Annotated in this window: 15 protein-coding genes; 9 read left to right on the top strand and 6 right to left on the bottom strand. The window is 29.8% G+C overall.

Annotation, left to right across the window (positions count from 1 at the left end):
• Positions 1-153: 153 nt before the first annotated feature.
• The 6 genes from E0W73_RS10725 to E0W73_RS10745 form a co-directional block, all read right to left on the bottom strand.
• Positions 154-1,497 (bottom strand): serine hydrolase domain-containing protein, encoded by a 1,344-nt coding sequence (locus E0W73_RS10725; protein ID WP_135222074.1) that lies wholly within the window; start codon positions 1,495-1,497, stop codon positions 154-156.
• A 1,051-nt stretch (positions 1,498-2,548) separates the two neighbouring features.
• Positions 2,549-3,397: a thiopeptide-type bacteriocin biosynthesis protein gene (locus tag E0W73_RS10730; RefSeq protein ID WP_135222075.1), complete on the bottom strand. Its 849-nt coding sequence runs from the start codon at positions 3,395-3,397 to the stop codon at positions 2,549-2,551.
• A gap of 2 nt (positions 3,398-3,399) precedes the next feature.
• Positions 3,400-5,598, bottom strand: a complete 2,199-nt coding sequence (locus E0W73_RS10735) for a lantibiotic dehydratase family protein (RefSeq protein ID WP_135222076.1) — start codon at positions 5,596-5,598, stop codon at positions 3,400-3,402.
• Positions 5,595-7,301, bottom strand: a complete 1,707-nt coding sequence (locus tag E0W73_RS10740) for a S8 family peptidase (RefSeq protein WP_135222077.1) — start codon at positions 7,299-7,301, stop codon at positions 5,595-5,597. Before E0W73_RS10740 ends, E0W73_RS10735 begins: the two co-directional genes overlap by 4 nt.
• An 11-nt stretch (positions 7,302-7,312) precedes the next feature.
• Entirely contained in the window at positions 7,313-7,480 is a 168-nt protein-coding gene (locus E0W73_RS21410) for a hypothetical protein (RefSeq protein WP_162847694.1), read from the bottom strand.
• A 132-nt stretch (positions 7,481-7,612) separates the two neighbouring features.
• The gene (locus E0W73_RS10745) at positions 7,613-9,337 is read right to left on the bottom strand and encodes a helix-turn-helix domain-containing protein (protein WP_135222078.1); all 1,725 of its coding nucleotides are present in this window, start codon (positions 9,335-9,337) and stop codon (positions 7,613-7,615) included.
• 411 nt (positions 9,338-9,748) lie between these two features.
• Here E0W73_RS10745 and E0W73_RS21415 point away from each other — a divergent pair, with 411 nt between their 5' ends.
• The 9 genes from E0W73_RS21415 to E0W73_RS21665 all read left to right on the top strand — a co-directional run bounded on the left by E0W73_RS21415 (position 9,749) and on the right by E0W73_RS21665 (position 15,175).
• Positions 9,749-9,886 (top strand): hypothetical protein, encoded by a 138-nt coding sequence (locus E0W73_RS21415; RefSeq protein ID WP_162847695.1) that lies wholly within the window; start codon positions 9,749-9,751, stop codon positions 9,884-9,886.
• Between the two features lie 52 nt (positions 9,887-9,938).
• A complete protein-coding gene (locus E0W73_RS21420) occupies positions 9,939-10,076 on the top strand; it encodes a hypothetical protein (RefSeq protein ID WP_162847696.1) in 138 nt (45 codons plus the stop codon).
• 68 nt (positions 10,077-10,144) lie between these two features.
• Positions 10,145-11,338, top strand: coding sequence for a carboxypeptidase-like regulatory domain-containing protein (locus tag E0W73_RS10750; protein ID WP_135222079.1), 1,194 nt, complete (start codon positions 10,145-10,147; stop codon positions 11,336-11,338).
• Between the two features lie 2 nt (positions 11,339-11,340).
• Positions 11,341-12,228, top strand: a complete 888-nt coding sequence (locus E0W73_RS10755) for a class 1 isoprenoid biosynthesis enzyme (protein WP_135222080.1) — start codon at positions 11,341-11,343, stop codon at positions 12,226-12,228.
• 138 nt (positions 12,229-12,366) lie between these two features.
• On the top strand, positions 12,367-13,227 hold the full coding sequence (locus E0W73_RS10765; protein WP_135222081.1) for a prenyltransferase/squalene oxidase repeat-containing protein: 861 nt from the start codon (positions 12,367-12,369) through the stop codon (positions 13,225-13,227).
• Positions 13,196-14,365, top strand: coding sequence for a peptidase, M50 family protein (locus E0W73_RS10770; protein WP_135222082.1), 1,170 nt, complete (start codon positions 13,196-13,198; stop codon positions 14,363-14,365). The genes E0W73_RS10765 and E0W73_RS10770 overlap by 32 nt, the downstream gene beginning before the upstream one ends.
• Positions 14,366-14,692: 327 nt before the next feature.
• The gene (locus tag E0W73_RS21655) at positions 14,693-14,821 is read left to right on the top strand and encodes a hypothetical protein (protein WP_262710891.1); all 129 of its coding nucleotides are present in this window, start codon (positions 14,693-14,695) and stop codon (positions 14,819-14,821) included.
• A 19-nt stretch (positions 14,822-14,840) separates the two neighbouring features.
• A complete protein-coding gene (locus E0W73_RS21660) occupies positions 14,841-14,972 on the top strand; it encodes a hypothetical protein (protein WP_262710892.1) in 132 nt (43 codons plus the stop codon).
• 68 nt (positions 14,973-15,040) lie between these two features.
• Positions 15,041-15,175, top strand: a complete 135-nt coding sequence (locus tag E0W73_RS21665; RefSeq protein WP_262710893.1) for a hypothetical protein — start codon at positions 15,041-15,043, stop codon at positions 15,173-15,175.
• The last annotated feature ends 8 nt before the right edge of the window (positions 15,176-15,183 follow it).

Raw genomic sequence — 15,183 nt, forward strand, 5'->3', positions numbered from 1 at the left:
AAACAGCCTGCAAAATAACAGCTTTGGGATAACAATGACCTGAGGATTCATTTATTGTATTTTTAAGGTATAAATATAATAGTTATCTAACAGATGCGACAGAGCCCCATTTTTTCTTTTATACTATTAAATAAGGTAACTTTAAATCAATTTTTATTTTATTTTATCACCCGTTTTTGTTGAGAGACCTTCCTTAATTTTTAATTCATATATATTGTTTTGATTCAAATTGAACTCAACCGTAATGTATTCATCCTTTATGAAAAAAAGATTTTCTTTTTCGGCTGACAATTTTAATTTTCCTTCCTTATTAATCTGCAGAAACAAACTGTTTTCCGCAAAGGTAATTTCTGCCATGTAATTCGCTGATACTTCATATTCTCCTGTATAATTCTGTAATATTTCAGGTTTTACTATTATCTCTTCTTTAGGCTTCGGTATTACATAAGGTTTATTGGTAACAATTTTATAAATAGAATTACCGATTCTTTCCAATGACTGAGAAGTAATATTATTTAATAAAATAACACAAATATCATTTTTAAGGTTCATCAAAAAATAACTGGTAAATCCTTCAATATTTCCGCCATGGTCAACAATTTCATCGCCTCCAATTTTATCAATAAACCAGCCATAACCATAGCCTTCCTTGAATGGCGTTGTTGCTGCATCAAAGCTTTCTTTTGAAACAATTTTAAAATTTTTCAGACCATTATAAAATTTTTGCAAATCTTCTAAAGAACTGTACATAGCCCCTGAAGAAAATGAAAGATAGGGATTCCAGAATTTTGCTTCCTTGTGTTTCGTCTTAGATAAATATGTATATCCTTTTACCTTTTTCTTTTCATTTTTTACCGCACTGTAAACTAGTCCAGTATTAGTCATTTTTAACGGTTTTAGAATATATTTATTTAAGCATTTTTCATACGTCATTCCTGAAATTTTTTCAATAATAATCCCCAATAAATCATAACCGGAATTTGAATAGCTAAATTTGCTTCCTGGAGTGAACTCTAAAGGTTTATCTCGGAAGAACAGCATTTTCTCTTTACTGCTGAATTGACGAGTTGTATATAACTGTTCTCGGTATATTGGATCATCGAGCGATTCAAAAAGTCCGGAGGTATGGGTAAGAAGGTGCTTGACTGTGATTTCTTTACCATTCGGAAAGTCCTCCACAAAATTGCTGACGGGTTCGTTAATAGATATCTTATGTTCATCAAACAATCTAAGAATCAATAATGCCGTAAATGGCTTGGTGAGAGAGCCAATGGGAAAAACACTTTGAGATGAAATTAATTTATTCTGAGTTTTGTCACTGTAACCATAACTCCTTTCATATATTTTCTGTCTCTTTTCAATTACTAAAGCGGTTCCGTTAAATTTATTTAGACGACCATAAGCTTTAAGAAGGCTGTCTATTTTAACCTCCTGTGTTTGTGAATTTGACAAATTGGTAGTAAATACTATAAAGAAAAGCCATAATTTTAGATTCATATCCTATCTAAATAAAGTTGATAATTTGGTTACTCAAAAACTTAATGCTCCTATCAAAAATAGAACGGGTCAACTTTGAAGTTTTTTAAAGCAATACAATCTTTAGAAGTTTTGCGAATCTATAGAATCTAATATTCTTAATCAAATAAATTTTTCCAACAATCCCAACAGGACATCCAGACCAAATTTACAGCGCCAATGAAAGACAGACACTACCCGTAGTAAGCCGATTTCTTCAAATCAACCATAAAAAATGTTGAAATTTGTCCTGTCCCCGTCACTCAACAGTCAAATGGCGCCAATTGAAGACAATTGGCGCCATTTTTTTATTGGTGATAATAAGCATGCTGACTTTGAATCATTTGTGTTACATATGTACAAACTAAAGATATAAGAAGGTCAAAACATTCTTATTTCACTGGTAGTCAAGTAAAAGAAAGTATTAAAAAGTTAAAGAAACAACAATTATTTCGATGCAATATCTAACTTTCTTTTACCTATAAGACTTAAGGAGTAAAGATGTGTACAAAAGATGTACAAAATTACTGCAGAAAGAAATTCTCCACAGTAGGTAAAATATTTTTTTTCTTTCTTATAATCACTAACTTATTATTAATGATCTAAGAGTGATATTAAATATACTATTTTGTAAATCTATAATAAAGTTATCTGCATTGTAAGGGCTGTCCTACAAAATGTAATAGTAAATCAATTTAATATCTTTTCTTGCTATAGTTCCCAGTTCATCTTTTAAGAATTTAATTTCCTTCTTCGAAATTAACAGTATAAATATCAAAATAAATCTAATTTATCGCTAAGTAATCAGATATTGAGTAAAAAAACATAACTAATAAATGAAAGAATATGTTTCATCATCTGAACGCTCGCCATTCAAACCTCAGCAGAGAAGAATTTGATTTTAAAAAGTTAAGACTTAAGCGCCAGGATTTTGCCACAAAATTTAAAATGGCAAATTATTTGTAAATTCATTTTGTTTTTCATTAGCATTTTTGAAGAAAACTCCACTCATCAAACAGATGCGACAGAAACCCTATTTTTTGTAAACTAAGGTTTTATAATATCGATGTAAATGATCATAGATAACAAGTTCATAAACTCTTTGCTTTGAAGTATATTGCCTGTTGATCATCATATGAATATGACTTGATAAAAAGTCATACAAAGGAATCTGAATTTTCTTCATTATTTCAAAAGTCTTTTTTTTGATAATATTTCCTTTTTTATTGACAATAGCAAAAATTTCAGGAAAATCATCTTGGTTCGAAAATTCCAAAAAAAGCTTAATTTGCGGATATAACAATCGGTAATTTGCATCCATTTCTTTTTTCTGGAGTTTATCAATTCCAAATTCTTCCTTGAAAGCAGTCTGAAGTTTATTCATTAAAACCAATTTGTCCCAATTTGACAAACTGAACAAGTTTAATAAAGACTCGATCATTAAAAAACTGAAAAAAAGAGGTGTTTCTTTCTCAATAAAAGTATTTTTTAGATTCAGATATTTTAAAATCATCTCACTGTCTTTCCAAAAAAGAAATTCAGAATCGGACATTGTTTCTTTTCCATATCGCTCTATTTCTCTTTCATAAGTATCTGTCTGAATTTTCCAAATAACATTTTCATCCATAAGCTCCTTAAAAACAGGATAAAAAGATTTTATAAGTACACCTACATCATCAACATCATCCATTAGAAAGCGAATTCTAAGGTGTTCTTCGGGGTCTCTGTATCTAATAAAAAACCACTTTTTAATCTTTTTCTTTTTTTCTAGGTAAGATATTACAGGTGCAAGCTTTTCGACTAAAATATAATCAGCTGTTTTTACACCTGTATAAATTTTATAATATAGCCACTGACTGCCCAAACAAAAATTTCTTTCCATTTTTATTCGCGGTAAAACGATAGTATAAATTGATTACAATAGCTATTTTCATTTTCATTTTGCACTACAGAATTTTTTGCAAACAAAAATTCTTCTAAAACTATTTCTTGCCTGTTTTTAACTGAATTCAAGAATAAGTCTACTCCGATTTGAGTTTGTAAATCAAACAAAAGTGTATTGTCATAATTTACCCAATTCACATATCGAGGTATATTTCTTTGTGACCGCCAGTTTAAAAACTCTTCTGTAAGCGGTTTATCATTCAGTCTAAAAAAGCTTATGATTTCTTCTCTTTTAACAATCCACTTAGCTTTTGATAAAATAGTATGATGATAAGTTACCCTTGGAAAAAATGCATAATGATTCTTCAAGACTCCCCAATCAAAAGAATAAATTGGCTTTAAATGCTGCGATTGTAAATCGCATAAAAAATGATAAAGGGGTAATGAATTGTTAGAAAAATTATGAGCGTTTGATAAACAAGGAATTATTTTTTTATTGTGTCTTTTTGAAATTAGCATTATGGTGTCATTTTCTACAGAAACCCATAAATCATCTAAACTAATAGTATCATTTTGGACCACACCAGATTTTGCCAGATAACTAATTTCATATTTTCGTAAAACAGGTCGGCGTAAAATATTTCCTGTCCTAGATTCAGGAATATGAACAACCTCAGCCATTATCTGGTCTTCATAAAAAACTTTTTCTTTTTGTATAATCTCTCTAGTTAACTTGTCAATGGCAAGATTGCCATTACAAAAGCGCCCTAAGAGTTTGGCAGCACTTATATCTCCTGATGATTCGATTACGACTTTCTCCTGATCTAAAACTTCAAATATCACCGAAAAGGTGGCTGGAGCATTACTAAAATCACTACTAAAATTTGGAAAATCTTTTTCATTCAAAATAATTTCTGTCCCTCCTTTTAATATACACTCATGCATTTTTTTTTGTAAAACTAAATCATAAGATGTCCAGAATTCATTTTTACTATCATTTTCTTTAGGCTTAACTGAAAGAAACTCTAAGATTTCATGAGTGTCCTTCATATCATGATTTTGAAGATAGCCAATGCCTATTTCTGTATCTAGAACGGTTGTCAATGGCATTGTTCTTCCCTCATATCTTTGAATAAATGCTTTTTTAAAATTTTCTTGGTTTTTAAATTTCTGTTTAGTCTGAATACCATTTAAAAACTCAATTGCCTGAAGAACTTTTTGGGAAATATTTTTGTTTAAAGTGTTTACAGTGGTACTTACATTCAAATCTGCTTGGAAAAGATATTTTTCATTAAAGTCAAGTCCGATTTGTTTAATATTGTTTTTAATCTCCTGATAGGTATTTTCGAAAGGGACCAGTTTTTCATCCAAAGAACAAAGCTGTCTTAACGTTTTTTCTAATATCCGATATTCTTTCTCTTGTTCCGGAATCTTTTTCAAAACACCAAGTATTCTGTCCCAATCATTATTTCCTGTACAGACTGCATCTAACTCGCTTACTAAAAATTGAAAATCAATAAGCTTTAAGATATATTTTTGGGCTTCTTGTTTTTCATCCTCGTCATCCGATAAAAATGCGACCATTTCTTGAATAGTCATTCCTTGTCGTGCGACATTAAGCAATGCCATCAATGTAGCAGACTTTTTTAATGCCGAAATACTATGTTCCCGCTTCGTCTCTATACTTTTATATTCTATATAGCGATAAAAATCTCCAATTTTGTAAATACTATTATTTGGATAAAATTTTAAATGCGGCATTACTTCTTTTTTTCTCGAAAATTCCTGAAGCAGCAGTATCGAAAATTGCATGTCAAATTGAGTAAAACGTCTAAAACTTTCAGAATCCTCCAGAATGATTCTCGTTTCGTCAGCTATTCTCCCCATAGAACAACCTGAGAACAGACCAAATGGCGTGCATCTGGAAGACATTCTTGCTAAATATTTTAGAAATGTAAGTTCTAACTTTATTGCTTTTTTAACGGCTAGATTTGAATCTATTTTAACCCATTTATCCAATTCCCTTTTCAAATCCGGAGAAGCCAAGTTGATGGCCTCTCTAACTAGAGGATTCTGATAATGTCGTTTTGCTTTCTCTATAGAATAATTTTCTACTGTGTCAAGATATAAAGACAATGGAAACAACGGAGTTCTTAACACATAATCATCGAAGAATAAAATCTTAGCATTCGATATCATTTTTTCTCTTGGTTCACTTTTTCAGCTAAGCTCATAGCATTATAAACATTTAAGACCTTACCTGATTTAGATAATTCTGAAAATGGCACTTTTTTGTCTTTTGTTCCAGGGACTAGTACTTCTAAATTATAAGCTGTTCCTGAATCCAGAATAATTTGTTTCACTTGCTGAACGGTGAGTTTAGGATAATAAGTCCAGATCAATGAAGCTGTAGCCGATACCATAGGCGTTGCCATCGATGTCCCTGAATCAAATTTATAAGTGTTACCAGAGGCGGCAGTATAAATATCTTCTCCCGGAGCAAATAAATCAACATTCTTTTTACCATAATTAGAAAAATCTGATACCAAAAATTGGTTCAATTTGTTAGTGGTCGAACCTACATTAATAAAATTACCGCAAACCTCGGAAGTTCCGTCATAAGCAATATCATTTGGATATACAGGATTTATATCAATATCTGACGAACTGTTTCCTGCGCTGTGAACTATCAAAACATTGTGCCTCTCTGCATATTTGAAAGCCTCAAAAATCCAGTCTTTATGCATTGAAAATTCTTTTCCCAAAGACATGTTTATTACCTTTGCACCATTATCTACTGCATAACGTACTGCCATAGCAATGTCTTTATCATGCTCATCTCCAGACGGTGATATATTAAGAGGCATTATTTTTACATTTTGCACCATACCTTCTACACCAATCTTGTTAGTGCGGTTTGCTCCAATTATTCCAGCCATCTTTGTACAGTGATCCTGTATTGGTCTGTGTCCTGCTTTATTATTACTGATATTGTTATTTCCATATCCTTTTTCCAGAATATTTGGATTATCCCCTATTAATAATCGTTCATCATATTGAACGTTTAAATTTTTTAATAGTACTGAATCTAGTTGTATTTTTTTATCCGTAATATCTTTAAGAGTTTTTTCATTGACCTCAAAATTCCCCATCATGTAATCAATCAAAGCTCCTAAGTCTCTGTCATTGGAATCCCGTCTCTGTTTATAAGTTTTATCATTGATTTTATATTTCTTATACATGCTGTCCAATTGCTTATATGTATAATCTTCATTAGGGAAAAAATGTTTTAAGGTATCTTTTACCAGAGGGAATACCGCTATATTATGAACAAGAGATTTATGCCAATTCTTATAATATCTTTCTTTAGATTTAAACATTTGTTCAGCTCTTACATATTCTTTGTATTGTGCTAAATCTTGAACTGCAATTTCATTTTCGTCTTTATCTTTAAATAACGGTCCCCATTCCCTAATAATTCTGACATACTCATAATTATTCCAGACAACATACCCCCCGTTCTTGGTGCCGGTAAAACTCCAGCCGTTAACATCGTCAACATAACCATTTTGGTCATCATCAATGTTATTATCCGGTATTTCTTTTAGGTTTTTCCACAGCTGTCCCTGTAAATCTTCATGATTAATATCTATTTGTGTATCAATAATGGCAACAATAACAGTATTTTTAGGTTTCTTTTTGTTTTTATTGTACCATTTATCTACCGAAATTCCAGGGATTCCGTCTAAAATATAATCTTTTTGATACCAGTTTTTAAGTTCTGACGGTGATAATTCTGTTTTAGTAGAAACATTTTTGAAGTTGGGAGCATTTAAATCTCTTTTACTTTTGCAACCTATTGATAAGAATACAGCAAAAAAACATAAAAAGATTGACCTCATACTATTTTAAATTAATCATTTTGTTGGCATCTATTTGAAGAACCTGCCTTGTTATGGTTTGTATCAATAGGATCGTCTCCATCACCACCAGTAATTACACGCATATTTTTTAATCGTGCTACTTCCATTTTGTCCAAGTCAAATTTTTTGACTTCTTTTTTTTCTTTTCTAATTTTCATTTTTTTTCTGTTTTAAGATTAGATGCAAATATAAATTGTTAGACCAATGGAAGGTTAAAATTAAATTTTGAATTTATCGAAATTCCTGAATTTTGGCAATTAATAAAATGTATTGCACTGTATTTTAACAACTTATTTTTTCTGCAATTCTTCTACATGTTTTATAAAATATGTAGGCTTTAATCCTGATTTTTTATAAAATGCAGCGGAAAAGGATTCCGAATTATTGAATCCGAATTCTAAAGCAAGTGCTTGAATAGTGTATTTTCTTAACTTCTTATCCTTTTTCAAATTTTCAATTGCACATTCTACACGTAAGTCATTTATATATTGTACGAATGTTTTATTTCTGTACGTGTTCACTATTTTAGATAAGTACTTACTGTTGGTTTGAAAAAGTGCAGATAGGGATTGTACAGATATATCTGATTTTAGAAAACCTTTTTCTTGCTCGAAACAATTTAGTTTTTCTAAAATCTGCAAAATTAACTCTTCTCCAATTCCAATTTCCTCATTTTTGGAATCATTTATTTTATTCTGTTTTAATTCATTGCTAGTTTTTGGCAAGTCCTTAATTGTAGACTCTCGCATCAGTTTTTCAAATCGAATTCGATATTTCTTAGTAAGCTGAAATTGATAAGTGCCAAATACTGAAATTGCCATAATGCCTAACACTAATGTTCCAATCCCCCAATAAAAATTTACTTTTTCCCTTTTTAAAGATGTAATAAGATTTTCTTTGTCAGAAATTAAATGAGGTATATCGTATTCATTTTTTACTAATTTATTAAAACTTCTATATTTCTTTTGCAATAGATTGTTAATTGACATAAATTTAGAAATATATCGTAATTGATTTTCTTTGTCTCCTTTATTTTTATAATACGCAATAAGATATGGATATCCATCTGTAAATTCCTCCGTAATTTCATTGGTTTTCAAATAGATTGAATCTACTTTTAAATAGTTATCTACTGCACTTTCTTTTTTTCCAAGCCCTTCATACGTCTTTCCTAAATAAAAATAAGCGGCTAAAATATTTCCCATATCATTGTCTTTTATCATTTGAGGCAAAGCGTTATTGATGCTGTCAAGCGCTGCAGGATAGTTTTTCCTTAACACCTGATTTGCTCCTTCGTTTAGCATAAAAACACTTCTCAAATATTCATTTCTTGTAATTGTTGATTCTTTGAATCCAAGCTTATTGTAATAAGTTGTCGAATCAACATTTTGCAATGACTTATAACAGTCTGCGAGTCCAAAAATTACATCCTGATATTCACTAGCATATTCTTGAGATCTGAAATCTTTTGTTTTATAATAATCATAACATTCTCTATATATTTCAAGCGCCTCTTTATATTCTCCTAAATCTTCAGATTTTGCAGTACCTATATAATTTCGTACAACATAATAATAATCAATATTTGTTTTAAGAGCTGTTTTTTCTGCAAGTTTATAGTTATCCATTGCTTCTTTAAACTTAAATTGCTTTTTAAGAAAATCCGCTTTTTCGCAATAAGCCGCGGTAGGGAAATATTTATCGCCACTATTTTTAGAATATTTAATTACGCTGTCTAAATATTTAATGGCAGTTTCTTTATCAGTTTTATAATACAATAATGCCATTAGGTAATTAGCGCGTGCTATTCGAATTTTATTATTCTCTTTTTCTGCCTTTGCCATATAAGCATTCGAAAATAAAAGCTGTTTGCTAGCATTGTTCTGGTTCTCAAAATAAAGCTTATTTAATTGATTATAAGTCAATTCAATAAGTTCTTTTTTTGATTCTTGTGCAGATACACAAACTGAAACTAAAAGAAGCAAATAGATATTAAAAAATCGGATTAAAATCATAGGATTATTTTTTACAAAGAAAATAATAGTAAAATAAATTTGTTGAATTCTTTGAGAGTGGTATAGCTTTTAATTTCCGACAAAAGTAAGTTTTAAAAGTAAAAATTAATAAAAAGAATCTTAAAAAAAACTTACTGCAAATCAATTAAAAATCATAATTCAGGAATTACATATCGAAATTCCTGAATCTCGTTATATCCCGTTTGCTAGCATTTTACAATTTATCTAGTTTTGAATTAAAGAAAATAAAGTGTTTTTCAGTTTGACGTCACCGTAATAAATATTTTGTTTTCTTAATTGTAATTGGCCAATTACAAAGGGACTGATTCAGCTGTTAAGTAACCCCAAAAAAACTGAGCAATTTTGTAAATTAAATCAACAGAATGTTTAACAACTAAAAACATAACAATTATGAACCTAGAAAATCAATTAATCGAAAAGTTTCAAGTAGAAGAGCTTGAGAAAAGATATGAATTTGCATGGGTCGATAGTGTTGGAGGAACAATAAAAACAGACTCTGGAACTATTAAATGGGAAATGGATGTATAGTCATCGTCCTGAATTAAAAATCTCTATTATTAATTAAACTAAAAAATTGAATATGAATACAGAAGATCAATTAATCGAAAAATTTCAAGTAGAAGAATTAGAAAAAAGATATGAATTTCAATGGATAGACAGCGCAAAAATTGGTGCCTCTTATGAAGGCACAGGCATTCATGTAGTTGTTGATTTGTAATATTTTTTTAATACTTTCAGCTAAAGGGAATATTTTTTATTCCCTTTTTAACTTTTATCAGACTATTTATGAAAATGTTTAAATCTGAACAACCATCTCTTATCATTATCTTTTTATTTGTATTTCAAGTTGGAATTACGCAAAATAAAACACTATTCGTTTTTGATGAAAAAACCAAAGCTCCCATTGAGAATGCAAACATTACTTATATTGACTTAAATGAAGGAACATTAACCAACACCGAGGGTAAAGCATCAATTACTATTAAAAATTCTCAAATAAAAATATCCAGTTTAGGCTTCGAAGATGTCATTTTAGATGCTGAAAAACTAATCATTTCTGATACTATTTTTATGTCGTCTTCGATGGTTCAATTAGATGAAATTGTGATAAAATCTTTCAATCTTAATAAAGCTTTGCAATATGTATTAGATAATTATGAAAAATTATACCCCAATACTCCATTTGAAAAAGAATGTAATTTTAAAGAAACGGTTTTGATTGATAATCAACTCAAGAGATTAATCTTAACAAAAGTAAATTGGTGGGACAAAACTTATAGACTTCAAAACAATAGCGATATAAAACTAAGATTAGGGACAATTGATTACAATAAAAACATTCCTCTGAATATATATGTTGATGTACCTCGCATTAATGAAAATAAAAGCGGATATATAGTTCCAAATTCTTTAATTAACTCCATCTACCTCAATACTTATCTCTCAAATTTCATAAAATACAATAAAAACATTGTCAGTACGGTCGAGCAATCACCTCCTGATCAAATCATTGTATCATTTGAATCGGAATGGGACACTGTTAAAGAAATTTCTAATCGCTCTAGAGGCAAGATTACTTTTGATAAAAAATCAAGAGCAATATTAGATTTTACAACCATTACAGAATACAAAAATAACTTGGTGAAAAAGAATATTAAAGAGAATCAAAAAGAATCTGTTAACGAAACAAAAAGTACAGCAACAAGATTAACATTTTATAAAACAATAAGCAATGTATGGTCCTTAAAGACTTTTGAAGCTAAAATAGAAGGTTCAATTTCATATGATAATATAACACATCCGTCTCTTTTTGAAAACTCAATTTATGTTCTTAATGAAACCAACGTAAACAAAGTAAATAATGATGGTTTGATTGACCTATCAAAACCAATATATCAAAATTTACCTTCTAAAACCATTATGAGTACAAACTCCATCATTTTAAGTAAATCAGAAATTGATTTTATAGAAAATAAATAAAAATGAAATTCCATACTTATATTCAGCGTTTAAATATTCCTAATAATGTAAAAAACAGCATACTGGATGAAGATTTTATAAAAAAAAATCCCATTTATTACCAGCATTATCCTTCTTTATTTGCAACTGCATTTTCTATATCAGAAAAAGAATTGAATTTACTCGATATTGCAGGTTTTCTTTATTATCAGGCTACACTATTTACAGACAGTTTGATAGATGAAAAAGAGCTGTCAAAATTTTCGTTAATAACCATTTGTCAAGAAGAAAGCATTAAAATTTTGACTTCTGTTTACGGAATCGAAAACAATTTCTGGAAATTTTGGAACGCACGCAGAAATGAATATTTAGAAGCCATTTTTCTAGAAAAAGAACTTGTAAAAAAACAAATAGTCACACTTGACCAATATGAAGTTTTAGCAGATAAAAAGTCCTCATTTGGAAAGGTCGCTATTGACTGTTTATTTAGTCTTGACGCAAAAGACAATACTTTACATGAACAGCTGCTGCTTTCACATGCCTATTTTTCTACAGCCTTTCAACTGAATGATGACATCCAAGATTTTAAGGAAGATCTGAATAAAGGGCAATTTAACTGGGCAATTTATCTCCTTAATGAACAGAATATACCGATTAATGACCCCGAAATTTTAGAAAAATATTTATACATAAGAGGCATTTCAAAAAAAATGTATCAACTCGGGATTGAATATTGTGAGAAAGCATTAAAAACTGTTCAGAAAATTCATGTGCCAAAATGGAAAAAAATCTTACTGGATACAAAAAGAACTTTTGAAACAGCAATTATAGAAATTGATACTTATTTGGAAATTTTAACTTCTGAAATAAATCTTTCCACTAAAAAAGTTGCTAATATTTCTATTCAGTAAAGCATCAATACAGCCGTCGGTTACTTAAAATCAAAACAGCAGGAAAATGGTACATGGCGCGAATACGTAAATCAGGGAGGAATAAGCAATACATGGTCTACAGCTTTTATTTTGTCTAAGATTTCAGAAAGCTCAAAATTGAAACTTGTTTTCACAGATGAAATAACAAAAGCTTTTCTATTTTTAAGCAGCAATCCTACTTTGAAGCTTTGGAGTTACAACACAACATGGATTGAAGATGCTGATTCTACAAATTTTGTTTTTTTATCTTATTTCTTTAACGATAAAATTATCGATAAACAGCTTCTGTCCAAATGGAAAACATTTCAAAGAACTGAAGGCGCGTTTTCAACTTACTCTCAAAACAGCAATTTAATAGATGCCCTCAATGACCAATACATAACTGATGTAACTGGATGGCTGTCAAATCATAACTGTGTGAGCGCAGTAAGCTTTTATCTTTTAGCAAATCAAGATTCAAAAAGTGAATCTTATACAAAAATCAAGACCTATTTTGACATAAACTTTAATGATAAAACCAAATCTTATTGGTGGACAAATGATATATACACGTACTACTATTTGGCAAAAACATATCTTTTGATAAAGGAAAATGAAAAACTGGACTTTATTATTAATGAAGTAAAAATAAAACAAAACCCAAACGGAAGCTTTTCAGACAGCTATGGAGAGAACTTTTTTTATACAGGTCTGGCTTTAGAGATTTTATTATTGAAAGAAGATGGTAGCTTAGATTTACAAATAGAGAAAACAATTACTTTTTTACTTAAAAATCAATTTACAGATGGCTCTTGGGAAAATTCAAATGCATTGCAGATTCCCGATTCACGAGATGCAAGCCCTGTTGACTATCATTTTCCTATTGCAAATTATGGACTAAATGTTCGTGCAAAAGAGTTCAACAGGCTCTTTACAACCTCATCAATTCTTAAATCCTTATCCGTTTATGACACCAGATCTGATTCCGATACTTTCTAAAGAAATTACATTTAACCCTATCAATAAAAATGATTATTTTATTCATCAAACGGTCTATGACCATAGGGTACGAATTTCTCAGGATTTATATTGTTTTTTGCAACTTATAGATAACCAGAAAAGTTTAGAAATAATTATTCTTGAATATAATACAAAATACGATTCAATTGTAACCTACGATTTTGCTTATGACTTTTTATATCAGAAATTAGCAAAATTTGGAATTATAGAAAGTCCAGATATCCAAATAAAACCAGATCTTAAGCCTGCTTATCTAAAACTTAGCTTCATTGTTATAAGCGAAAAAACAGCTTCTAAATTAACTAAATATTTAAAATTTCTATTTCTGCCAAGGATTTTAATAAGTGTCCTGATTATATCAGTCATTACATTAGCATTTAGTTTTTATTTCTTCAATAATCAAATAATGCATTCCAGCATGGCAAAGTCCGAATGGCTTTTTCTTTTTCTATTAAGTTTTATTGGCGTTACATTTCATGAATTTGGCCACGCATCTGCAGCAAATTATTATGGCGCCAGACATGGTGGCATAGGTGGCGGATTCTATTTATTTATGCCTGTATATTTTGCTGATGTAACTGATATCTGGAAGTTACCTAAAAAGGAACGGATTATTGTAAACATGGCTGGAATGTATTTTGAAATCATATATGTTGTTTTTTTAATTGTATTAGGTTTAATTTTTAATTATCAAACCTTAATTATTCTGGCTTGCATCTTTTCTATATCAATACTGCATAGTTTAAATCCGTTTGCTCGAAGTGATGGATATTGGATTTTATCTGATGCACTTGAAAAGCCAAATTTAATGTTTCACGGTTTTTTAAGAATAAAACATATTTTCAAATCAAAAACAAATTGGCAAAAAATGGATTACTTTTTATTAGTATACGGCTTGATCTGTATTTGTTTTATTGTGTTTTTTTTATATTTCGTAGTTATAAAAAATCCAGATTCAATTTTGTACTTTCCTCAAAATATTAAAAAATTTGCGGCAAACCTATTTGCATCAAACTCACATTTTTCTTTAGCCGAATTAGGTAAACTATTTATTCCGTTATTATTTTTTTACTTAGTATTTGGTCTTTTAAAAAAACTGATTCCTAAAAAAATATAATTATTCTTTTCCACTTTTTATCAAATTAAAATCTAATTCTATAGTAAACACTTGAAAATCAGAACAAATAAGTCATTACCCTACATCATACAAAAAATTGATTTTAAACAACTTAAAATCAATTTTACCATAAATTCCTGAATTACATGTCGAAATTCCCGAATCTCGACATACAACAGTTGCAATCTGTAAGTACTTACAATAGTTTTGAATTCGGAAGCTCTCTAGGTATGATTTGATAAAAGAATTATACATTTCTATTAAAACCGTAATTGGCCAATTACAAAGCTGTATTAAAATAGTTTAACCATTAAAAATTTAAAGTAAATGAATCCAGAATTGATAAAAGATTTTTCTATAGAAGAATTAGAATCACGTTTAGAAATGAAAGCGTGGGTGGAAATAGCGCCTTGTAATGACCCAAGTCATTGTCATCCGGTAGAAGAACAGCAATAATAATTTTAAAAATATAAAAATGAAAACAGATCAAAAATTAATGGATGAATTTTCAGTCGAAGAATTAGAATGTCGACTTGAAATGACTGCTTGGATTACACTTAGAGACTGTCCGGGAGATCAATGTTCTGGAGGCGAGCAGCCACAGTAATGTTTAAGAAATCGAATAGTTTTCATTCGTTCTCCCATAATCAATTAATTTCTAAGCAATAACCAATTATGAAAGCAAAGCAAAGTCTAGTAAACGAATTTTCAATAGAAGAATTAGAATCTCGTTTGGAAATGAAAGGATGGCTGTCAATTGAAGCTTGCGACGATGCAAGTCACTGCCACCCTGTAGAAGAGCAACAATAATAATTTAA

The sequence above is a fragment of the Flavobacterium foetidum genome (assembly GCF_004634245.1).
In the GTDB taxonomy this organism is placed as follows: domain Bacteria; phylum Bacteroidota; class Bacteroidia; order Flavobacteriales; family Flavobacteriaceae; genus Flavobacterium; species Flavobacterium foetidum.

Excerpts from the sequence above, each read along its gene's own strand:
- E0W73_RS10725 (WP_135222074.1), bottom strand. The coding sequence starts at position 1,497 with ATGAATCTAAAATTATGGCTTTTCTTTATAGTATTTACTACCAATTTG.
- E0W73_RS10730 (WP_135222075.1), bottom strand. The coding sequence starts at position 3,397 with ATGGAAAGAAATTTTTGTTTGGGCAGTCAGTGGCTATATTATAAAATT.
- E0W73_RS10735 (WP_135222076.1), bottom strand. The coding sequence starts at position 5,598 with ATGATATCGAATGCTAAGATTTTATTCTTCGATGATTATGTGTTAAGA.
- E0W73_RS10740 (WP_135222077.1), bottom strand. The coding sequence starts at position 7,301 with ATGAGGTCAATCTTTTTATGTTTTTTTGCTGTATTCTTATCAATAGGT.
- E0W73_RS21410 (WP_162847694.1), bottom strand. The coding sequence starts at position 7,480 with ATGAAAATTAGAAAAGAAAAAAAAGAAGTCAAAAAATTTGACTTGGAC.
- E0W73_RS10745 (WP_135222078.1), bottom strand. The coding sequence starts at position 9,337 with ATGATTTTAATCCGATTTTTTAATATCTATTTGCTTCTTTTAGTTTCA.
- E0W73_RS21415 (WP_162847695.1), top strand. The coding sequence starts at position 9,749 with ATGAACCTAGAAAATCAATTAATCGAAAAGTTTCAAGTAGAAGAGCTT.
- E0W73_RS21420 (WP_162847696.1), top strand. The coding sequence starts at position 9,939 with ATGAATACAGAAGATCAATTAATCGAAAAATTTCAAGTAGAAGAATTA.
- E0W73_RS10750 (WP_135222079.1), top strand. The coding sequence starts at position 10,145 with ATGAAAATGTTTAAATCTGAACAACCATCTCTTATCATTATCTTTTTA.
- E0W73_RS10755 (WP_135222080.1), top strand. The coding sequence starts at position 11,341 with ATGAAATTCCATACTTATATTCAGCGTTTAAATATTCCTAATAATGTA.
- E0W73_RS10770 (WP_135222082.1), top strand. The coding sequence starts at position 13,196 with ATGACACCAGATCTGATTCCGATACTTTCTAAAGAAATTACATTTAAC.
- E0W73_RS21655 (WP_262710891.1), top strand. The coding sequence starts at position 14,693 with ATGAATCCAGAATTGATAAAAGATTTTTCTATAGAAGAATTAGAATCA.
- E0W73_RS21660 (WP_262710892.1), top strand. The coding sequence starts at position 14,841 with ATGAAAACAGATCAAAAATTAATGGATGAATTTTCAGTCGAAGAATTA.
- E0W73_RS21665 (WP_262710893.1), top strand. The coding sequence starts at position 15,041 with ATGAAAGCAAAGCAAAGTCTAGTAAACGAATTTTCAATAGAAGAATTA.